The following is a 20,508-nucleotide window of genomic DNA, read 5'->3' as shown; positions in this document are numbered from 1 at the left end:
GCTATTTAGACTCCTGAGACACAACCCGCGCATAAGACACCATTCCTTGGCCATTATTAAAGGCCGCACGGTCAGTATGCTTGCGCAAATAGGCTTCAAAACGTTTGCGTGCTTCAGCGTCGTCATTAAGCAACAAACCGGCTGGCGAGCCTTGTGCCTGAGCGTTAACGGCCACACCACCTACTGCCGGACTGGCTTGCGCGGGGTATACCCGACCACTAAGCCCGTTATTGTCAGCAACTTTAGGCGCAGCGCCACCAAAAATGCTACTTCCCATCGACCCCACTACAACCACAGTCGCAACACTGGCCGCAATGGCTAGCCCAGAAAACACCTGTTTCCAGCTAGTCGAATTGGCAGCGTATTGATCATTTTCAATCTCAGCCATCACCCGCGAAGAAATATCCCAGCCCACAAAACGCTGGTCATTGCCTTTAAGAAGATCTTGGCCGCGATGTAATTCAGCCCACTCACTGCGAACTGCCTTCTGATCCGCACTCAGAATTCGCCGCAATTCAAGTTCGCTGGCTTCGCCATCCATCAATGCGGACAGTGACTCTCTAACGATATCGCTCATATTTCCACCTCTTCGCCACCAATCTGGGCCTTAATTCGCATATCCACTGCCTCTCGAGCACGAAAAATTCGCGACCGAACCGTACCCACCGGGCAGTCCATGACCGATGCAATATCTTCGTAACTCAGACCATCAAACTCGCGCAAGCTCAAGGCCGAGCGTAAATCTTCAGGTAATGCCTTAATCGCATCTTGCACTACCTTTTTTAGCTCTTCACCGAACAGGTGGTTCTCGGGCGTTTCAATATCTTTGAGGGCCGAGGGACCATCAAAATATTCCGCATCCGCCGCATCGACATCGACCCCAGGGGGGCGACGGTTGCGGGCGACCAGATAGTTTTTTGCCGTATTAATGGCAATCCGGTACAGCCAAGTATAAAACGCACTGTCACCACGAAATTTTGGCAGCGCCCGATATGCTTTTACAAAGGCTTCCTGAGCAACATCTTGAATCTCGTCGTTATCCTTCACATAGCGTGAAATCAAACCAAAAATCTTGTGCTGATACTTGAGTACAAGAAGATCAAAGGCGCGCTTATCACCCTTTTGTACTCGCTCTACCAGCTGCTGATCCGTTTCTTTAGGCTGGGCCATGTTTGCTCACCGTCAGCCCTTCGGCAGCATGTATTGAGTAGACCGTAGTGGTCAAAAGAAGTTCTGTCATCGTATCCCTTTTTGGCAGTTAAACCCTTTTATGCGGCCAAGCTGCAGACAAATATTGGTAAGGCGGCGGTGTAACAGTATACTTTGCGCCAATTCACATCCCGAGCGGCATAATATAGCCGCACAGTGGCAGGAGCAAATACCGGGCATGAACCATTACCATTCCCACGATGTTTTGGTGGTAGGCAGCGGCGCTGCAGGCCTCACTCTGGCCTTACACCTTGCCGCCAGCGCCCGTATTGCGGTTATCTGCAAAGGCGAGCTCAATGCTGGCTCCACTTATTGGGCCCAGGGCGGCATTGCCGCCGTACTTCACGACGGTGACACTGTCGATGCCCACGTCAACGACACGCTCATCGCTGGCGCCCAACTCTGCCACGAAGACAGCGTGCGCTTTACCGTTCAAAATAGTAGTGACAGCATAAAGTGGCTGCTGTCCCAAGGCGTGCAATTCAGTCGTTTCGAACAGCACAGCGACACATTCCACCTAACCCGCGAAGGTGGCCACAGTCAGCGCCGCATTATTCACGCTGCAGACGCTACTGGTCGAGCCGTATCAGAAACCCTAACCCAACGCGCCATCGAAAACCCCAATATTGAAATTTTCACTAGCCACGTCGCTGTCGACCTAGTCATGCGCAATAATCGCTGCCACGGCGCATATGTGCTCAATAGAGACAGCGGCCATGTCGGATTGTTCCACGCCAAAGTGGTGGTACTGGCCACTGGCGGAGCAAATAAGGCCTATCTATATACCAGCAATCCCGACGGCGCCAGCGGTGACGGCATTGCCATGGCGTGGCGCGCTGGCTGTCGCGTCGCCAATATGGAGTTCAATCAATTTCACCCAACCTGCCTTTATCACCCCAAGGCAAAATCGTTTTTAATTACTGAAGCCATTCGTGGCGAAGGCGGAAAACTACTTTCGGCCACCGGCGAGCGCTTCATGTTTCGCTACGACGAACGCGGCGAGCTCGCCCCCCGCGACGTGGTCGCAAGGGCCATTGACCACGAGATGAAACGCCTTGGTAGCGACTGTGTCTATCTCGATATTAGCCATAAGTCGTCAGAGTTTTTGCTCGAACACTTCCCCACCATCAAAGCTCGCTGTCTCGAGCTGGGAATTGATATTGGTCGCGAGCCCATTCCGGTCGTTCCAGCAGCCCACTACACCTGCGGCGGCGTCATGGTTGACCAAAACGGCCGCACGGACATCCCCGCACTGTACGCGATTGGGGAGACCTCGTTTACTGGCTTACACGGCGCTAACCGCTTAGCCAGCAACTCCTTGCTTGAGTGTTTTGTGTATGGCACGTCTGCGGCCAAAGACATCCAGGCTCAGCTGGACAGCCTACCGTCACCGGAAATTGCCCCGCCGTGGGATGAGTCCCAAGTTACCGACTCGGACGAGGACGTAGTGATCTCTCACAACTGGGATGAACTACGCCGTTTTATGTGGGACTACGTGGGTATTGTCCGGACCAATAAGCGCCTACAGCGCGCACTCAACCGCGCAGCCTTACTCCAGCAAGAGATAGACGAATACTACTCAAACTACAAAGTCAGTAACGATTTGCTCGAATTACGCAATTTAGCCGTGGTCGCCGAACTAATCATTCGCTCAGCCATGGAGCGCAAAGAGAGCCGAGGCTTGCATTTCACCCTAGACTACCCAGAGACCTTAGACACCCCTGAAGACACTATTCTAATCCCAGAAAATTACCGAAAATCAGACTGACCATGGTCTTTCGGTAGACGCGCAAAGCGCGCAATGACCCGCAAGCGTCGAAAGGCTTGGGGGTCTACTTGGTCGGCTACAATCACGACACTAAAGCGTCGCCCGCCCCTATCTCGAAATCGCAGCACCAGCATATACGGCAAAAACGCCGCATCGCACCATTCCACAAGCTCACTATCTAATGCAGCGCGGCTCACTCGCCAGTTGTTTGCGGTAAACAGCAATTGCGTAACAGCACGTGGGCCGCTAAGCGCAACAGCGTGCCGCCAGTAATACAGCCCACTAAGCACAACAAAAGCCAGCCCAAGCAGTGCCCAACCCATCGGTAAAACCGCCACAAACACCCAAGCGACCGAGCTGTGTACAAACGCTAAATAAGCGGCCAAACAGCGCGACGGCTTTAACTCAAGATGCAGCGGCTTTGGCGTACGCATTAATAATACGAACAATTTTGACTAGCTCGGGATCCTCAGGCTCTACCCGACCCAAAAACCAACTAAAGAGCTCAGTGTCTTCACACTCCAGCAATTTAATAAAGCGCTGTTGATCCCCCTCGTCGAGATCGCGAAAGCGCTTTTGTACAAAAGGCTCCATGACCAGATCCAATTCCAGCATGCCACGACGGCAGGCCCAGCAAATTCGCTTGAACTCGTTTTCCGAAACCATTATTTTCCACTACGTCACTGCCCGCTTAAGCTAACCGCGCGCAAAACGCGTATTATAGCGTCAATCTGCGGCCAGCACACAGCAGTGCGCCCAGTAAGGAATTTAATCTCGACCGTTTTATCATTGAGACACTATGAACGCATTTTGGCAGCACCTCAGCGAAACCTATCCTGACAGTTATTTCAGCACCGGCTACTGGCAAGCCAGTAATCAAGATCGCCCCAGCGCCGAGGGGGGCCTGCAGCTCAGCCCCTTGAGTCAATACGGCTTTCTCGCGATCGAAGGCCCCGATTGCAGTAAATTCTTGCAGGGCCAAACCACCTGCGATTGGCGAGCCATCAGCACCGAACAAGCGTCGCTGGGCAGTTACTGTAATATTAAGGGCCGCATGGTTATTAGCTTTATTGCCGGTATGGCGTCACCAGAAACGGCGCTATTACGCCTGCAAGCCGACACTGCTGACAGCGGCCGTGACACATTAGGCAAATACATTGTGTTTTCCAAAGCCAAAATTCGTAACGCCAGTGATGAGCGCGTCGCCATCGGGATCAGCGGCAAATCTGCGCGTCAAGATTTACAGGCCATATTCACGGAACTGCCAAGTAAGGCGATGGCCCAGACAAGCAGCGACAAGGGCATTATTGTGCAGCTAGACGAGGCCGGCGAGCGTTTTGAGTACTGGGGCCTGAGTGAACACGCCATCAGTATTTGGCAAGAGCTCAGCCCCACGGCCAATATTTGTGGCGCGGACTACTGGGAGACCCTTAACATCGCCGCGGGCATTGGCGAGGTCTGCGCCAGCAGCCAAGATATGTTTATACCGCAGATGCTGAACTACCAAGTCATTGGCGGCGTGAGTTTTAGCAAGGGCTGCTATACCGGGCAAGAAGTCGTTGCCCGCATGCAATATCGGGGTAAACTCAAGCGTCGACTTTATAAAGCAACACTCCCAGCAAGCGGGCTAAATTACCCCCCGGGAACTGAATTATTTGGTGGCGAGGCTGCGCAAAGTATTGGCAATTTAGTGAGTATGGTAAGCGGCGACCAAAATAGCGAGTTACTCGCCGTGCTAACTGAAGACGCGGTGGCAAGTGGAGAAATTCATTTTGCCAACAGTTCAGCGCTGCTCACTGTCGCTGAACTGCCCTACGCTATTCCAAGTAAAGAATAGCGCTCAAACCCGCTTTAAAGCCATGCGCGTGCCGACAGTCATCATCGGCACAAGCAAGCGGTCATACCAAGCGGGAAACAGGCGCTGAACTTTATCTAAAAACCACGCGTCGCTACCAATCAACACCCGTGGTGTAGATTTTTGCATACCACGCATTATTTTCTTAGCAGCATAAGCCGGGCTCGTTGCCGCAATGCTATTGAACAGCGCCGCCGTTTTATCGACATCAGCCGCGCTGCCGGTGATCGAATGCAAATGCCGACCATTATTGGCAATATTGGTTTGAATGCCGCCGGGGTGAACCGTCACCACTTTTATTGCGGTCTCTCGCAGGTCTTGCCTCAGCGACTCGGAGTAACCTCTGACCGCAAATTTCGCCGCATTATAGGCCGACTGCGAAGGTACTGACAGCAAGCCAAACAGCGACGATATATTAACAATACAGGCCTCTGGGCGGCGCATTAATTCCGGCAAAAAGGCCTCCACGCCATTAATCACACCCCAGTAATTAATATTAAACAACCACTCCATTTGCGCCCTAGGTTGATCTGCCGCATGGCAGCTTAGCGCCACACCGGCGTTATTGATTACGCCATCGACCTCACCAAAATGATTTTTCACCTCATTCGCCCAGACCTGCATTGCAGTCTGATCGCCAACATCAACTGTGGAGAGCAGCAAAACCCCAACATCACCGAGTTTACGCAGGGCCTGTAAATTCGCACTATCAACATCCGACGCTGCAACGTTTGCCCCACTTGCCAACAAGCCCTCAACCAAGGCACGACCTATACCTGATGCTGCACCAGTAACCGCAATGACCTTATTTTTAAAATTTTTCACTACTTCCCCTTAGCTTTGTGCTGCCAGTTCAACTCCAAGTTCAGCTTCATCCTTACCCGAAGCTCCGGCCTCAACAAATTCATACTCTGCATTATTAAAACGCCGCGTACGCAGCCGGTATAGCCACGAAAAACTCGGCCACAAGGTGGTGTTTTTGCCGTCAGCCGTTAAATACCAACTATTGCAACCCGAGGTCCACGTGGTTCCTTTAAACCGGCGCTGCACATCTTCGTTAAATGCACGCTGAACCTCTGGCTTTACATTTATGTATTCATTTGGCGCAGCGCGCAAGGCACTTAAATACTGCAAAATATAATGAATTTGCGACTCAATATAAAAGATAACTGAGGTATTACCGGGCCCAGTATTTGGCCCCATGATGTAAAGTAAATTGGGGTAACCAGACACCGTCATGCCCTTATACGCCTCTGAGCCCGCAGCCCAATCGTCATTTAAGTCTCGTCCAGCCAAGCCCCGCACGGGCATCGGCGCGCCGGACACGGGCACTTTAAAACCGGTGGCTAGTACCAGCACATCCACCTCAAGGCGCTGGCCATCTGCGCTGTAAATCGCTTTCTCGTCAATATGGCTAAAGCCTGAACTCAACACACTGACGTTGCGCTGAGTTAACGCGGGGTAGTAATTATCTGACAGCAGCACTCGTTTACATCCCATTGCGTATTCGGGAGTAAGTTGCTTTCTTAGCACCGGATCCCTGACAATTTTTTTAAGGTAACGCCGCCCCATCGCCTCACCAAAACGAGTTAAGACGCTGTCCCACATAAATGCGGGCACCACGCTTTCGGCAATTAAATACTGGAGATTTCGAATAAGTCTCTGCAGAAATGGCCAACGCCGAAATCGAGCCTGACGAACCGTGCTTTGAGGCTGGTCAAATTTTGGCATAACCCAAGGCGGTGTACGTTGAAACAACGTCAAGGACGCCACCTCGGGCTGAATTGCGGGCACAACCTGAATCGCACTCGCGCCAGTACCAATTACCGCGACACGCTTACTTATAAGTGAATAGCCTTGATCCCATTCAGCGGTGTGCATAATTTTACCGCCAAACTTTTCTAGACCATCAATCTTGGGGTACTGAGGAATATTTAAGGCGCCAATCGCCAGCACTACTGCTCGCGCTTTTGCCTGCCTACCGTCAGCAAATTGGATTACCCACAGCCCCGTGTGTTCGTTAAACTCAAGTGAACTAACTGAGGTATTAAACTTAATATGCTGCTCTAATTGGTATTTATCCGCGCAGCGCTGTAAGTAGCGATGAATTTCCGCCCGCGGTCCATAGCTCCGTCCCCAATCTGGATTGGGTTCAAAAGAAAAAGAATACAAGTGCGACGGCACATCACAAGCGGCACCAGGGTAAATATTGTCGCGCCACACCCCACCAACATCAGCGGCCTGTTCGTAAATCACAAAATCGTCAACACCCTGTTGCCGCAATCGTATTGCTAAGCCCATACCGCCAAAACCGGCGCCAATGATGGCAACGCCTTGCTCCTCTGCGGTGTGATTATTATTCTTAGACATCGTGTTCTCTCGTCTTTACGTTACACATCAAAATTCATGCAATAACCGCGGGGTGCCCTAATACTTACAACACGGGCAAGTGACACACCCCAGCTCAAATCATGACATTGGCAATATGTTCGCGAATACTATCGACATAACGCACGCCCACTACCTGAATGAAACAGCCCAACAATATCAAGATAGCCACGAGGGCTGGCAGTGCACCAGTGCTAACCGCCGTTACGCGGCCGCACCGTAGGCATCAACTTCCGCCACCAAGGCATCGACGTCGTCAAGGAAATGGGCGTTATTGTGATCCCAGGGGTGAAAGCCTGGCTTGAAATAATCCAGCCAGTCAGGAATGCTGCGGCGTAGCACACCCGGTGAGCCCCATAAGAAGTTCATTACTTTGAACCAGCCCCGTATGTTCAGTGCTTGGCCTTCTTTGCGAACCAAGCCAATATGAAATGGGATGACCAGTAGCCAAAAGGTAAACGTCGCTGTTAACAGCGCGAGACAACGATGAATATAGCCTCGAACCCCACCGCCCATCACTTCCTGAAAAACATCGTAGGCTACAGCTTTATGTTCAGTTTCCTCAAGCGCATGCCATTTCCACAATGCGGCAAATCGTGGTTCAGCATCTTTGAGAATACGCGGTTCACTCAATACCATGTTCGCGAGAATTGCAGTGAGATGCTCCAGCGCTATCGTTCCCGCCAATTGCGTAATCTTGGGTGAGTAACGGCTCAAAAATTTCAGCAAACCCAAGACGAAGCGACCATAACGATCAGCGGGCAAGCCTTTATCTACTAAGGCCTGATTGTATTCCTCGTGCTCGCGTCCATGCATTGCCTCCTGGCCAATAAAGCCGCGTACAGACTCCTTGAGTGCGGGATCCTGAATTCGGCCTCGGTAATGACGCACACTGTCTATGAAAAAACGCTCGCCATCAGGGAAGAAAATAGATAAAGCGTTAAAGAAATGCGTGATGTGTGCCCCGCCAGCATGCCAATCGCCAATGCGCTCTTTTGGCAGATTAAACTCGAGATTGCGACGCACAGGTTGCACTATTTTTTTGCTCTGACCTTCCATAACACACTCCTCAACTAGACATATTATTATGTAACATTAATTAATGTTACATTAAATGTGCCATCAATTAATGTCAAGTTAAACTGGTTGAAATCTGAACAAATTTTACAGCCGCAGAGCCACCACACAGCGCACGACAACACGCGGCTAGCGCCGCGCTAAACGAAAGGGTGTAGCAATCAGAAAGGATTAAAATTGGCGTATTCAGGTCTCACTGCTTGCTTAGTCAGTGCCTTCAAGGTCTCAAAGGGATTGTCTACTATGAGCGCGTTCACCAAGCCTGCCGGCAAACCACCACCAGGATCTAAATGCAGCTGAAATATCACCTTGGTTTGCGTATCGCCTACTGGGCTTAGCTCAAAGAAGCCCTGCACCGCCTCCATACGAACCGCTGCCCCGGCTTTGGGCATAGCCTGCCTAGCCGGAGTGGGTAGCTTTTCAGGCGCAACCGAGCTCAATTTTACCGTGGTCACTCGGCTTACAGGATCTTGGCTAATTTCATTGCGCAAAATCATTTCTCGATCTTTCGCCGGCCAAGGAAAATCGTTTTTCAGATACTGATAACGATCTAATAAACTCGCCTTATAAAGTAATTTCGGTGATTTACAATTGTACATCCAGTTCGCAAAATTAGCGGTGTCGTCCAATACGGCCATCAACTGATTAAGCTCGGCGTCAACTATCACTTCACCGCGAAAGGCTTTGTAGTCCGAGCCAGCAACGGCGCCGGTATATACTTTTATGCCCTCAGCCTCTTTCGCAAGCTCCCAATCAATGGCCTGTGCACTAAAACCAGAAAAGACTAGACCGGTAAGCAGTATCAACTGTTTTATTTTCAACATTAAAACCAACTCCTTTTAGTGGAATTTAATAATAACGACGCTAAGCGCTAGCGTCGTTATCAACAAGTATCACATACGATAGGTAAATTGCATGGCAATTGAGCGAGGTGGCTCTAAGAAACCGGTATGACTGGTGGCGCCAAAAATCGTTTTTGATAAAGGCGTGTCAGCGGCGTAAACAATAATCACTTCGTCAGTGAGGTTTTTACCAACCAGCGCCAACTCCCACTGTTTATCAATGGCGCCAACACCGATGCGGCCATTCACTTTTACAAAACCATTTTGCTCAACCCGTGGATCGAGGTTGGAGGATGGGTTGTATTTATCCGTAAATACAAAATCCAAGCCAAGACCGATGCCCAAGGTCGGGCTAATGGGTCGCACATAACCGACCAGAAATGTACCTGACCAGTCGGCAACATACTGGTTGCTCATCCCGGTATAATCACAATTCACGCCGTTGCTTGCTGTTGGCGCTTGGTCTTGTCGACATTGGCCGTTTTCAAAATCCGTAAATTCAAAATCCATCACCGCGAGTGCGCCGCCGAGACTCAGATAATCGGTTAGCTGCCAGCGGCCATCCATTTCAATACCCATAGTCACAGCCTCCTTTGCATTACCAACATTAAAGCCTAAGGTGCCGTCAAAAATACTGATTTGCAGGTTATCGTATTGGGTGTAAAACGCGGCAAGGTTTATCTCCGCCGAACCATCGAGCAAGCCCGTTTTCAGACCTAATTCGAGGCTGGTCGCCTCCTCTTCTTCGTATTCAAAAGTACCGATTAGTACACTTTGATTAGCAACTACCGCACCGGGATTACGGGGCGTAGGCTCGGCACTTGGCGACATATTGGAGCGAGCATCAAAGCCGCCCGCTTTAACACCTTTAGTTGCGGTGAAGTAAGCCATGCCATCGGCAGAGTAATCCCACTGAAAGTTCAGTAGCGGGGAAAACGATTTTTCGGTGCGCGTGCCTCTTAGATCGTGCCGCTCAGCTGAAAACGTAATGCCTGAAACCGTATCTACCTCGCCGACGGGCAGCGAATTTCCATCGAGATCTGCCAAGTCGAGCTTACGACTACCGGTCTTTTTCTCTATAGTTTCGCGACCACCCAAGGTCATACGCCAATCATCACCAAAGTGGAACGTGGCCTGTAAGAATGCAGAAAATATATTCGATGTACTTAAAAATGTCCGTGGCGCGGTAATATTTTCAACTGCATTACCAGCATCACCAATCCCTAGAATTTCGGCGGGTGATCCGCCTAAAGGATTAGGATCAACATCACCCCGTCCACCCGCTTCAAGATAATCAGCCGCATTAAGTAACTGAACAACCACATCGGAATCTTGAATTAACTTATCGCGAAAATCGAGCTCATTGCGCTGCAAGTAAATACCGCCGATATATTCAAGTTTTTCGCCTCCTGGCGACATCCAACGCAACTCCTGGCTGAACTGAGAATAATCTTCGCCGAGTTCAAGTTTAAACAATTTAGCCGGAGTCGCATCACAATCGCATAGATCACTGTATTCGTAATGCATATAGCCGGTTATCGAGGTGAATTCGTGTCCGGACTCCGTACTATTAGTGACGTTTAACGTCAAATTACGGGTATCGTTATTACTGTAATTGCCATTAGAGGCCGCTTTGTAATCCTGATAATTATTGCGAACCGAATCGTCAGTATCTACGTTTACAACTCCCGGAAATTGGGTGTCATCAAGAATTTCCGCCTCAGTGCGGCCAGTAAACAAAAATACGTCGGAGGTGGAGGGTTCATCATTAATAATTTCGGCTTGGCGACCAAGGGAGTCAAAACTCCCCTCTTCTATCTTTAAGGACACCTTTGTTGCATCCGAGGCTTGCCAGTTAATTTTTAAGCGAAAGGTTTGCTGGTCATACTGCGGGCCATCTATTTTCTGAAACAAGTCCTCCATAAACCCACCATACTCACGCAAGCGTGCGGCGAATCTCACACCAACAGTATCGGTCAAAGGGCCCGACAGCATCAGATCATATACTTCTTCTTCAAAATTTGGCTCGTACAAAGTTGACAACAAGCCCTCGAAATACTCAGTCGAATCCGCCGTTATTAAGTTAACCGCGCCAGCGATACTGTTTTTGCCGTGCAGTATGTTTTGTGGACCACGCAAGACTTCAACCCGCGCCAAGTCAAGAAATGGCGCCCTCGCTAATTGTGCACGGCCGTAGTAAATGCCATCAACATACATTCCCACAGACTGTTCGAAGCCCTGATTCATGCCGGTGCCAATACCGCGAATATAAATATCAGTACTGATGCCACTCTCGGTAACCGTTAAATTGGGGACGTAAGCCTGGAGGTCTTCCATGCGGTTGATGCCCGCTTCCATCATTTTATCACCACCGATTGCGCTTACCGACACAGGGACATCCTGTAAACTCTGGGAGCGGTGCTGGGCGGTAACCACGACTTCTTCTAGCAACGCTGCATTTGCTAAGGGAGACAAAACGGCAGCAGTAAGCGTCCAATATGCGGCGAAAATGGAGCGAGCACTCATACACAAACCTCGAATCAAATTATTTTTATAAGACATAGCTTTATGGAACATAATTTGATGGTAAATTAGTGCCCACTCAAAACTAAGTCAAGTTATTTGTTTACACTGACAGCATCACAGCATTGCAACATTGGCTGAATTGACAAATAAAGCCTGTCAATCACAACGCCAATTGCAATTGGCGCTGGCTTTAGTAAGAATCAACGCCTTAGGGCTCACCATTACCCACCTCCCTTCATCGAGACGGCTACCTAGCGAAAATGAAATTTCCCGAAGACACCATCACGAGCATGGCCCAACTCTTACCTCAAGCGGGGCAAGCTGAAGACCACCGTGAACCGGACGTGCAGCGCGACTATTCGGTTGAACAACTGGCTATTGCCGCAAACACAACGGTTCGCAATATCCGCGCCTATCAAGACCGAGGGGTACTTCCACCGCCTGCGCTGCAGGGTCGCAAGGGTATATACAACAACCAACACCTATCGCGCTTGCGGCTAATCGCCAATTTATTAGATCGCGGCTACACCCTGTCCTCAATACGGGAATTATTGGCCGCACTAGAAGAAGGTGTAGGCCTAAGTGAAATACTGGGCATAGAAACGGCAGTTAACTCGCCGTGGACGAATGAGGCCCCGACCACACTCCCCATGACAGAGCTCGTAAGGATGTTTGGCACCAAACTCACGCCGTCAGCGATTAAAACAGCCCATGACCTGGGCCTATTTAGTGTCTCAGGCAGTAAAATGCGCGTATCCAGCATGAGCACCCTAAAAGTTGCCGAGGAGCTGTGTGCCACAGGCATCCCACTAGACGAGTTGCTCGACATTTTGCGCATGATGCGCGGCAACGTTCAGAAGGTGGCTAATGAGTTTGTTAAACTTGTGTCTCAGCACGTGCTGGAGCCTTACGCCGAGCAGAAATTACCGCCGAAGGAAGAGTTACCCAAAATTGCGGAACTGATATGGCGGCTCCGACCGCTAGCCGAGAAAGTCGTTGACGCAGAATTGGGTCGCGCCATGGAAATTGCCGCTAGTCGCTTTTTGGCCGACACCCTTGAAACCATTATGGACGACCTGCCTAAGGAATAAGCTGGAACGCCGGCTCGGGCAGTACCGGAATCTGCCAGTCTACCGCCTGCTGGCCGCGTGCCCTCAAATAGGCATTCGCCTGCGAGAAATGACCGCAGCCCAAAAACCCCCGATGAGCTGACAAAGGCGATGGATGAGCTGCGCGTAAAACCAAGTGACGATCTTGATCAATGTCCGCCCCTTTTTTTTGCGCCTGCGCACCCCAGAGCATAAACACCAGGCCTTCGCGCTCAGTGTTGAGGGTCGAGATAAGCGCCTCACTAAAGCGCTCCCAACCCTTGCCCTGATGAGACCCAGCCTTACCCTCTTCCACCGTGAACACGGTATTCAGCAGAAGCACACCCTGCTTCGCCCAGCTATCTAGACAGCCGTGGCGCGGGATTGGCAAATGCAGATCTCGGTGCAACTCCTTGTAGATATTTTTCAATGACGGCGGCGTTTTCACGCCAGGCAGCACCGAGAAACACAGGCCATGCGCCTGCCCCTCTGCGTGGTAAGGGTCTTGACCGAGAATAACCACTTTAACATCAGTCAATGGCGTAGACGCCAAAGCAGAAAACCATACTCTTTGCGGCGGAAAAATATTGGCGCCCGCGGCCTTTCGCTTTTCTAGAAAGACCATTAGGTCACAGTAGTAGTCTTGAGCAAACTCCCGCTCTAGCAGATCCTGCCAGGAGGAATCGACGGCACTCTCGGTCACTGCGTTAATGCCTAGCTGTCAGAAATAATAAATTCAAAACTGATACTCGCTCGTCGGTATTACATCAATTTCATCAAAATCGATAAAATTTTGACAGCTAGAAATCATTTTTTGGCAATTGGCTTGGTACTTTTCAGGGTCGCCTTTCGCCGCATAAAACACTTCAGGGTCTGTCATTGCGTCAGCGGGGAAACATTCTTCAACAATAGCGTGATAACAGCCCACATCACTACCGGCGAGTTCAGTTACCACATTTTGTACATAGCGAAAACTCGACTGCGTGTCGATGGCAATCTGGGTGTGTGTGCCCTGCCAGTAGCCTCGCCAGTCCTCATAGGCCATGCTCTGCGGACAACGCAGCAACGCCACCTGACTAAACCCTGGGGTCCGCTGTCCGCTTCCTACGCGCTGCGTTGTATTTTCAAGCGTTTCAAACTCTTCCACATGATAGCGACTATATTGAACGCAGCATGATTGAATGTATTCCTGAAGCACCAGCCGCTCTGCGTCCTCATCTAAATACAACGAGCACATTGCGTCAAATCCCTGTGCTGAATTCTCCATGCGCAACGCGGCGGCCGCAGCCACCGCGTCATCAACCAGATTCAACTGAACACGTTTAACCCCAGCTTGAGAAGCCAGTTCAGGCCCCAACCAAGATAATAGGCGCTGGTTAAAATCTGGCCCCGGCACACCAGCCCACATTAAATAAATAATTTTTTGCACGCATTCTCCTTATTTTTATAATGCAATTAATCATACATACCGCGTCCAGACTTACATGCTGATTGGCGGTGTCGCCGTGGAGGCATTATCAATCAACATTTCCGCCGCATTCACAAATTTCGACTCATCCGATGCCAAATACAGTACCAGCGCGGCAATATCTTCTGGCTCGCACATTGGGTGCTCAACCGTAGAGAGCGATTCGATCTCTTCTCTGGTGGCGGAATCTTGACCTGTTGCAACTTTAAATACCATCGGCGTTTTAACGCCATCCGGGTGAATAGAATTACAGCGGATGCCATTGCGCTTTTCACGGCAATACAAGGCTACCGATTTGGTCAATGCCATTACCGCACCTTTGCTCGCGCTGTACGCCGCCACAAAAGACATACCGTGAATCGCCGCCACCGAGGACATATTAATGATGGAACCACCATTACCCGACGCTTCCATTGCCGGTATTGCCGTCTTACAGCCCAGAAACACCCCCTCGCTATTTACCGCATTAACACGTCGGTAATCCTCAAGGCTACAATCGACAATATTGCCCAAAGTCATCATGCCAGCGTTGTTCACTAGCACATCCAAACGGCCAAAATGCGTCACGGCAGTACTCACCACCCGCTGCCAATCTTCTTCGCTCGTCACATTGTGCTTTACAAAAATGGCAGACTCACCAATTTGCGCGGCTACAGCCTGGCCGTCAGCTTCATTAAGGTCAGTCAGCACCACTTTCGCGCCCTCAGCCGCGAGCATGATCGCATCAGCCTTACCCATGCCGCTTGCCGCACCCGTCACAATGCATACCTTGCCGTTTACACGTCCCATTCCTGATTCCTCATTTTTATACTTCGTGTTAGCCCAACCCAAAGGTTACAGACCGATAACCAAGTAAATCACGGCAAGGCCCAAAAAAACAGTACATGGCTATTACCCTTTGGTAAGATTACGAAAAATAACATAGGTCGCGGTATGACTATTGCTAAATTGACTCTGACGCTCGCCATCTGCTCGCTACTATTACTCCTTATGGGTACTGCAGGCGCGCGCCTTCAGGCGTTTGACCACCAAATCGGCCTATTCATGTTTAGCCTTGCAGGCCTATTCAGCTTTATTAGTATTTGCACATCGGCACTGTTTACCCGGCGCGCAAAGCACGTCGAAGCGCGCCGCAAGCTGAGCAATGCCGCTCTAATAGCGCTGCCCGCCATTATTTTTTTTAGCCTCAGCCTATTCCAAGGCGCAGGCGCGCCGTTGATTCACGACGTTAGCACCGACCTCCGCACCCCCCCTGAATTCATTCAAGCCCACAACTTGCGTAAACCAAGTGACAATAGTCTCCACTACCCCCTCGCGAATATTCCACTGCAGCAGCAAGCCTACCCAGAACTAAACACCCTTAATAGCCCACTTTCAGTTCCCGATGCTCAAAAACGCGCAACCAAAATTGCTAGCGAAATGGGATGGCTGGTCTACTATCAGAATGACGGACATTTGGAGGCTGAAGCGCGCAGCTTTTGGTTTGGTTTTATCGACGACATTGTCATTAGAATTACCCCAACAGCCACGGGATCAGCGATTGACCTCCGCTCCACATCGCGCACAGGGAAAGGTGATCTAGGTGCTAATGCTAAGCGAATCAAGCAATTTCTTAACGCATTTAAAATACAACGCAGGTCCTAACAAAAAATCACTTAACTTCTGTAACACCGGTTAAGCTCAATGACAAACAGCTAAAGTTAGCCTATTGTTAATCATTAAGTGTAGTAGCAGAAACAAACAATAGAAATTGGAGCAAGATTTGTGTATCTAAAGCTATTGCCACGACCTACAGCTCGGATCTTAGGGAAAATAATACTTATCGGTGCCGGCGTAATATCCCCAATTACGAGCAGCGTATGGGCTGAGCAAAGCCCTGCGCCAACCATCACCGTCTTCGCTAACGCAAGCTCTGGGGTCAATGTTGACGAGTTAACACTAGGCAATTTAAGAGCAATATTCTCTGTCCGCAAACGAAGCTGGGACAACGACCTACCAATTAAAGTTTTTGTCTTAGCCGATCAAGAACCCTTGCACCAAAAATTTTGTAAAACCATTCTTAAAATATACCCATACGTACTGCGGGAACAGTGGGACCGCTTAACCTTTAGCGGCACCGGTATTCCACCCACTGTCGTTGGTAGCGAGGAGCAACTAAGGCAGGCAATAGCGAACACGCCTGGCGCAATTGGCTATGTCATGAGCCAACCCAAAATCTTGGTAAATAGCATTGACACGCATTACCGCCTTTTTGTGTCAAATAGCCCTGTCGGTGGCGAGGAATAAACATGCGTCTTTTATCAAACTTAGTGGCAGCCGCCCTAGCCTTAAGCGCTTCCTCATTCTGCTCAGCCTTGTCTTATATTGATAACGATCTTCAAATTCACGGTTTCTTTTCTCAAGGTTACTTACTCAGTGACGGAAATAATTTTTACGGCAACAGCCAGCGCGGTACAACCGATTTCATGGAGGCGGCGGTCAACGCCAACTACCGTGCCAGCCCTAAACTAAATCTCGCCGCACAAATCATTACCCGCGATGCAGGTACCTCCGATAATGGCGATGTGAAAATTGATTTTTTGTTTGCCGACTACAAAGCCATTGAGAATGAACTATCGGGGCTCGGGTTTCGACTCGGCCGCGTACGCAATAGCTTTGGCTTCTATAATGATACCCGTGACGTGCTATTCACGCGACCAACGATATTAATGCCACAGTCGGTCTATTTCGAGGGCAATGGTCTTCGTGAAATCCTGTTTGCATCAGATGGTGCACAGCTTTACAGCTACTGGGATGCTGAAGAAAACACAACCAGCTTATCCGTCACCTTTGGCCGCACCAAAAGCTTATCGGCAGATATTGTCAGCAATTTATTTGGTCGCACTGCTGCGTCCTTTATTGATCACGCTAATGTGCGAAACCCTATCTATGCGCAACTTAGTCACAGCAGAGATGGCGGCACCAGCAAATACGCAATATCTACTGTCAACATGCAACTAGAAGGGCAAGGAAGCTTTGGTGACATTGCGCTTTCAGCAAACGGCTATGTTCTATCAGCGCAAAAAAATCTCGCGAAGTGGACGTTTACCGCCGAGTATAGCCTCTTCACAACGGACTTCCGGTCAGCTTTCGGCAATCAAAGCCTCGATCTCGAATCGGCCTATGTGCAGAGCCAGTACAGATTAGCCCAGAATATCGTTCTTACTGGGCGCTACGAAATGAGTATTAATGATAAATCTCGGCCAAATCAATCCGACAGCCACCATCTCGTTGCCGGCATTAATTGGGCCCCAGCACCACAGTGGATGATTGCTGCCGATATTTACGGAATTCGAGGCACCAATGGCATACCTCACACTGACCACAACGATCCTCTAACTGAACGCACCGAGATATTAGCCATAATGGTAGGGTTTAGATTCTGAAAAACCTGGACACTGAAATTAATAACGACGGGGTAAAGGCAGACAACAAATCTACCTTTGGTCTGCAGCGCAAGCTCAGCATTGTACTCTTTCTAGCGGTATCGATCGTTATGGGGTCGCGCGGCTATATCGGTTATATGCAAACGGTGCAGTCTAATCAAGAGTCGGTGATTCAAGACCTTGAGAGCCTACAACAAACGTTCACGTCACTAACTGAACGATCCAACAATGAATTATTTCGCTTAGCGGACCAATATCGTATTCCTAGCGACAAAGAGTTCCAGCAAGGAAATCTTTCGCCGCCGTCACTGATGTCTAACATTGAATCAATTTATTACATTGATCTTGAAGGCCATATTCTTGCCGCCTCGCTGCAAGAGGGAATAGACCCTAAAGCAGTCCCCCCTTATATTTTTACTGCAATAAGCTCAATCGCAAAGAGCGGCCGCCCATTCGCAACGCTTCATTGCACACCATCCTGTGCGCAAAGCGTTTTCATCCCGGTAATTGCCACTGACGGACGCGAATTAATTATCAATATTAATCGCTCTGCAAGCCTGTTAATCCAAGATTTTTATGAGATAACACATACAGATATCGCGATACTGGACATGATCCAGAATGGCATGACTGCCAAACTAGATCAGGTATTAATCGCCAGTCAGGCCAACGACACCACGGAAATGGTAAATCGAATTGCTGGGCTAACGGAAATTAGCGCAAAACGCCCTACCGTCTTTTTTGACGCCGTAGGTGAGCAATATTACAGCGCACGTTTTTTCCCGTTACATCAAAATTCACCACCAAGAATCTATGCCGCAGTACTCAGAAATGAATCCAAATCGCGCGCGCACATAATTAATGAGCTAAAAAATATAATATTTTCAACACTATTAGCCCTCTTTTTAATAATAACGCTAATAGCCGTCATCCTGAAACCGTCGCTTGACCGACTGATGAGTTTAGCAAAAATTCTCCCACTGCTCCCTGACGGCCGCTTTAAAGATGCCCAAACGCTATTACAAGAGCACATGTCCAGCAAAAAATACACTGACGAAATAGACATCTTGCAGCGAACCACTGGCGAGGTTATCGACTCATTGGAGCGCATGAACGCCAGTGTTGACCAACACCGCAATGAACTAAAATCAAAAATTGAAGCTCTTACTGAAGCCAAAGTATTCAATGAGTTAATACTTGATGCCTCGCCTTTAACTGTAATTATTCATGACAGCGTCGGCACCATTCGCAATATAAACAAAATGGGCAGAGAGTTAACCGGACTCCACTTAAAGGCACCACAAAATGCCAATATTAATACGTGGGTAAGAAACGAAAATCAGAGCAAATCACTTTCGGCTTCCTTGCAAGGCATTACCGACACCACTGGCAAAAAATCCCAGGGCCAAATGCCCTTTTTTACCGATGACGGCCACAAACTGTATTTTCTGTGGACACACACTTGCCTGCACGTAAACGACGAGGCCCACATTCTTTCGATGGGCATCGACATCACCGAGCGCAAGGAAGCGGCCGAAAGCCTCCATTGGCTAGGCCAGCACGACCGTATTACTGGCTTACTCAATCGCAGTAGCTTTACCGAAAATGCCAATGAGCATATTGCGGAGCATCGCGATAACGACCTAATCGAATTAGTCATGTTCGATATTGATGACTTTGCAGTTTTCAATGATCGCTTTGGTTTCGACGCCGGAGATCGCTTATTAAACGGCCTCGCCGCACATTTACTTGATGCCCTACCAGAAAACAGCCCCCTAGCGAGAACAGGGTCTGGCGAATTTTGTGCAATTGTTCATCATCCTAGGAATTCAAATCAAAGTGTAAAAGACCTCGGCCTTGAAAAACTAACTCGCTACGCGTTCAGTAAGAATAATGTCAGCGAAGAGATCTGCCTTTCCATAGTCGTCGATAGTTACGATGACAGTTTAAGTGGTATCGACGAACTGATCTCCAACACCACCTCAACAATGATGAAAGTAAAAAACAAGGCCCGGGGAAGCCTTTATTACGCCGCAGAATCCGACGACACCAGCCGAGTGTCTCGGCACGAAAAGTACCGAATGAAAGAGCAGTTACAATCAGCGCTAAGTGGCAACCGTCTAGTGCTGTTTTATCAACCGATTTTAGACTTAAGCCTAAACAGCATTAGCCACTGCGAATGTTTAGTGCGCATGCTCGACGACGAAGCCCAATTTATTTCCCCTGCCCACTTCCTCGGTATCGCCGCCGAATCTGGCTTGATGCCACGATTAGACTTCTCGGTAATGGAAAAAGCCATGCGTCAGCAACGCTTATGGCAAGATTCGGGAATCCACACAGGGCTAAGCATCAACATCACCGCACCGACACTTGAACAACCTGACTTTGAAGAACGGTTAAACGAGATCTTAAAACGGACTGGCGCCAATCCCGACCGTCTAATCTTTGAGGTAGTCGAAACAGATGCCTTAGAGAACTTAAGTGCGGCCCGAAAATTACTTAATAATTTTAAAGCCGTAGGCGCTAAAGTCGCTTTTGACGACTTTGGCATTGGCTTTACTTCCTTTGAATATGTGCGCGAACTGCCGGTAGATTACATTAAAATTGACCAGTCCTTTATCCGCTTTATTCACGAGCGAGAGAGCGACCAAGTGCTGGTAAAATCAATGGTGGAAATGAGCCACAATCTCGGCAAAAAAGTTATTGTTGAAGGTGTAGAGAATCGCGAAGCCCTAGAAATTGTGCGGGATATGGGCGTAGAGTATGTGCAAGGTTATTATGTTTGCCGACCAATGCCTATCAGTGCACTGGATCTTTCATTGCGAATTCACGACTTTTAGCTGGCGATCGCATTACTGCTAC

General features: G+C 49.4%; 19 protein-coding genes. 7 read left to right on the top strand and 12 right to left on the bottom strand.

Annotated elements, in window-relative coordinates; translation table 11 throughout:
* Position 1: 1 nt before the first annotated feature.
* Entirely contained in the window at positions 2-577 is a 576-nt protein-coding gene (locus tag HNQ57_RS07610; RefSeq protein WP_184462108.1) for a sigma-E factor negative regulatory protein, read from the bottom strand.
* Positions 574-1,170, bottom strand: a complete 597-nt coding sequence (gene rpoE, locus HNQ57_RS07605; RefSeq protein WP_008247373.1) for an RNA polymerase sigma factor RpoE — start codon at positions 1,168-1,170, stop codon at positions 574-576. Before rpoE ends, HNQ57_RS07610 begins: the two co-directional genes overlap by 4 nt.
* A 217-nt stretch (positions 1,171-1,387) precedes the next feature.
* Between rpoE and nadB the strand changes: the two genes are divergently transcribed.
* Positions 1,388-2,977 carry an L-aspartate oxidase gene (gene nadB / locus HNQ57_RS07600; RefSeq protein WP_184462106.1) on the top strand — a complete coding sequence of 530 codons (1,590 nt, stop codon included), beginning with the start codon at positions 1,388-1,390 and terminating at the stop codon, positions 2,975-2,977.
* Here nadB and HNQ57_RS07595 read toward each other — a convergent pair.
* Complete coding sequence (locus HNQ57_RS07595) at positions 2,959-3,411, bottom strand: protein YgfX (protein WP_184462104.1); 453 nt, start codon at positions 3,409-3,411, stop codon at positions 2,959-2,961. The two genes, nadB and HNQ57_RS07595, sit on opposite strands and share 19 nt — an antisense overlap.
* The gene (locus tag HNQ57_RS07590; RefSeq protein WP_184462102.1) at positions 3,383-3,643 is read right to left on the bottom strand and encodes an FAD assembly factor SdhE; all 261 of its coding nucleotides are present in this window, start codon (positions 3,641-3,643) and stop codon (positions 3,383-3,385) included. Before HNQ57_RS07590 ends, HNQ57_RS07595 begins: the two co-directional genes overlap by 29 nt.
* A gap of 133 nt (positions 3,644-3,776) precedes the next feature.
* Between HNQ57_RS07590 and ygfZ the strand changes: the two genes are divergently transcribed.
* Complete coding sequence (gene ygfZ / locus HNQ57_RS07585; protein WP_184462101.1) at positions 3,777-4,814, top strand: CAF17-like 4Fe-4S cluster assembly/insertion protein YgfZ; 1,038 nt, start codon at positions 3,777-3,779, stop codon at positions 4,812-4,814.
* 3 nt (positions 4,815-4,817) lie between these two features.
* Here the strand turns inward: ygfZ and HNQ57_RS07580 are convergent, their stop codons facing one another.
* The 5 genes from HNQ57_RS07580 to HNQ57_RS07560 all read right to left on the bottom strand — a co-directional run bounded on the left by HNQ57_RS07580 (position 4,818) and on the right by HNQ57_RS07560 (position 11,665).
* The gene (locus HNQ57_RS07580) at positions 4,818-5,657 is read right to left on the bottom strand and encodes an SDR family NAD(P)-dependent oxidoreductase (RefSeq protein WP_184462100.1); all 840 of its coding nucleotides are present in this window, start codon (positions 5,655-5,657) and stop codon (positions 4,818-4,820) included.
* Positions 5,658-5,666: 9 nt separating this feature from the next.
* Positions 5,667-7,202, bottom strand: coding sequence for a flavin-containing monooxygenase (locus tag HNQ57_RS07575; protein ID WP_184462099.1), 1,536 nt, complete (start codon positions 7,200-7,202; stop codon positions 5,667-5,669).
* A gap of 222 nt (positions 7,203-7,424) precedes the next feature.
* Positions 7,425-8,279 (bottom strand): metal-dependent hydrolase, encoded by an 855-nt coding sequence (locus tag HNQ57_RS07570; protein ID WP_184462098.1) that lies wholly within the window; start codon positions 8,277-8,279, stop codon positions 7,425-7,427.
* Between the two features lie 179 nt (positions 8,280-8,458).
* The gene (locus HNQ57_RS07565) at positions 8,459-9,121 is read right to left on the bottom strand and encodes an START domain-containing protein (RefSeq protein WP_184462097.1); all 663 of its coding nucleotides are present in this window, start codon (positions 9,119-9,121) and stop codon (positions 8,459-8,461) included.
* A gap of 69 nt (positions 9,122-9,190) precedes the next feature.
* Positions 9,191-11,665 carry a TonB-dependent receptor gene (locus tag HNQ57_RS07560; protein ID WP_184462096.1) on the bottom strand — a complete coding sequence of 825 codons (2,475 nt, stop codon included), beginning with the start codon at positions 11,663-11,665 and terminating at the stop codon, positions 9,191-9,193.
* Between the two features lie 260 nt (positions 11,666-11,925).
* Here HNQ57_RS07560 and HNQ57_RS07555 point away from each other — a divergent pair, with 260 nt between their 5' ends.
* Positions 11,926-12,756 (top strand): MerR family transcriptional regulator, encoded by an 831-nt coding sequence (locus HNQ57_RS07555; RefSeq protein ID WP_184462095.1) that lies wholly within the window; start codon positions 11,926-11,928, stop codon positions 12,754-12,756.
* On the opposite strand, the gene ung is transcribed toward HNQ57_RS07555, so the two are convergent.
* The 3 genes from ung to HNQ57_RS07540 are packed head-to-tail and all read right to left on the bottom strand — an operon-like array spanning position 12,746 to position 15,010.
* Positions 12,746-13,456 (bottom strand): uracil-DNA glycosylase, encoded by a 711-nt coding sequence (gene ung, locus HNQ57_RS07550; RefSeq protein ID WP_184462094.1) that lies wholly within the window; start codon positions 13,454-13,456, stop codon positions 12,746-12,748. The two genes, HNQ57_RS07555 and ung, sit on opposite strands and share 11 nt — an antisense overlap.
* Before the next feature lie 33 nt (positions 13,457-13,489).
* Positions 13,490-14,182 (bottom strand): EthD domain-containing protein, encoded by a 693-nt coding sequence (locus HNQ57_RS18175; RefSeq protein ID WP_184462092.1) that lies wholly within the window; start codon positions 14,180-14,182, stop codon positions 13,490-13,492.
* A 51-nt stretch (positions 14,183-14,233) separates the two neighbouring features.
* Entirely contained in the window at positions 14,234-15,010 is a 777-nt protein-coding gene (locus tag HNQ57_RS07540; RefSeq protein WP_184462091.1) for a glucose 1-dehydrogenase, read from the bottom strand.
* Between the two features lie 144 nt (positions 15,011-15,154).
* Between HNQ57_RS07540 and HNQ57_RS07535 the strand changes: the two genes are divergently transcribed.
* The 4 genes from HNQ57_RS07535 to HNQ57_RS07520 all read left to right on the top strand — a co-directional run bounded on the left by HNQ57_RS07535 (position 15,155) and on the right by HNQ57_RS07520 (position 20,486).
* Positions 15,155-15,865, top strand: coding sequence for a DUF1499 domain-containing protein (locus HNQ57_RS07535; RefSeq protein WP_184462089.1), 711 nt, complete (start codon positions 15,155-15,157; stop codon positions 15,863-15,865).
* Positions 15,866-15,985: 120 nt separating this feature from the next.
* A complete protein-coding gene (locus HNQ57_RS07530) occupies positions 15,986-16,507 on the top strand; it encodes a type 2 periplasmic-binding domain-containing protein (RefSeq protein ID WP_184462086.1) in 522 nt (173 codons plus the stop codon).
* Between the two features lie 2 nt (positions 16,508-16,509).
* Positions 16,510-17,646 carry a TonB-dependent receptor gene (locus HNQ57_RS07525; protein ID WP_184462084.1) on the top strand — a complete coding sequence of 379 codons (1,137 nt, stop codon included), beginning with the start codon at positions 16,510-16,512 and terminating at the stop codon, positions 17,644-17,646.
* Positions 17,647-17,756: 110 nt separating this feature from the next.
* Complete coding sequence (locus tag HNQ57_RS07520; protein ID WP_184462083.1) at positions 17,757-20,486, top strand: bifunctional diguanylate cyclase/phosphodiesterase; 2,730 nt, start codon at positions 17,757-17,759, stop codon at positions 20,484-20,486.
* Positions 20,487-20,508: the final 22 nt, after the last annotated feature.

Origin of the sequence: Zhongshania antarctica (assembly GCF_014202945.1) — a bacterium.
Taxonomy (GTDB): domain Bacteria; phylum Pseudomonadota; class Gammaproteobacteria; order Pseudomonadales; family Spongiibacteraceae; genus Spongiibacter; species Spongiibacter antarcticus.
The sequence above is the reverse complement of the archived record's forward strand: the minus strand, read 5'-3'. Positions and strand labels throughout refer to the sequence as shown.

Excerpts from the sequence above, each read along its gene's own strand:
- HNQ57_RS07610 (WP_184462108.1), bottom strand. The coding sequence starts at position 577 with ATGAGCGATATCGTTAGAGAGTCACTGTCCGCATTGATGGATGGCGAA.
- rpoE (WP_008247373.1), bottom strand. The coding sequence starts at position 1,170 with ATGGCCCAGCCTAAAGAAACGGATCAGCAGCTGGTAGAGCGAGTACAA.
- nadB (WP_184462106.1), top strand. The coding sequence starts at position 1,388 with ATGAACCATTACCATTCCCACGATGTTTTGGTGGTAGGCAGCGGCGCT.
- HNQ57_RS07595 (WP_184462104.1), bottom strand. The coding sequence starts at position 3,411 with ATGCGTACGCCAAAGCCGCTGCATCTTGAGTTAAAGCCGTCGCGCTGT.
- HNQ57_RS07590 (WP_184462102.1), bottom strand. The coding sequence starts at position 3,643 with ATGGTTTCGGAAAACGAGTTCAAGCGAATTTGCTGGGCCTGCCGTCGT.
- ygfZ (WP_184462101.1), top strand. The coding sequence starts at position 3,777 with ATGAACGCATTTTGGCAGCACCTCAGCGAAACCTATCCTGACAGTTAT.
- HNQ57_RS07575 (WP_184462099.1), bottom strand. The coding sequence starts at position 7,202 with ATGTCTAAGAATAATAATCACACCGCAGAGGAGCAAGGCGTTGCCATC.
- HNQ57_RS07570 (WP_184462098.1), bottom strand. The coding sequence starts at position 8,279 with ATGGAAGGTCAGAGCAAAAAAATAGTGCAACCTGTGCGTCGCAATCTC.
- HNQ57_RS07565 (WP_184462097.1), bottom strand. The coding sequence starts at position 9,121 with ATGTTGAAAATAAAACAGTTGATACTGCTTACCGGTCTAGTCTTTTCT.
- HNQ57_RS07560 (WP_184462096.1), bottom strand. The coding sequence starts at position 11,665 with ATGAGTGCTCGCTCCATTTTCGCCGCATATTGGACGCTTACTGCTGCC.
- HNQ57_RS07555 (WP_184462095.1), top strand. The coding sequence starts at position 11,926 with ATGAAATTTCCCGAAGACACCATCACGAGCATGGCCCAACTCTTACCT.
- HNQ57_RS07540 (WP_184462091.1), bottom strand. The coding sequence starts at position 15,010 with ATGGGACGTGTAAACGGCAAGGTATGCATTGTGACGGGTGCGGCAAGC.
- HNQ57_RS07535 (WP_184462089.1), top strand. The coding sequence starts at position 15,155 with ATGACTATTGCTAAATTGACTCTGACGCTCGCCATCTGCTCGCTACTA.
- HNQ57_RS07525 (WP_184462084.1), top strand. The coding sequence starts at position 16,510 with ATGCGTCTTTTATCAAACTTAGTGGCAGCCGCCCTAGCCTTAAGCGCT.
- HNQ57_RS07520 (WP_184462083.1), top strand. The coding sequence starts at position 17,757 with ATGGGGTCGCGCGGCTATATCGGTTATATGCAAACGGTGCAGTCTAAT.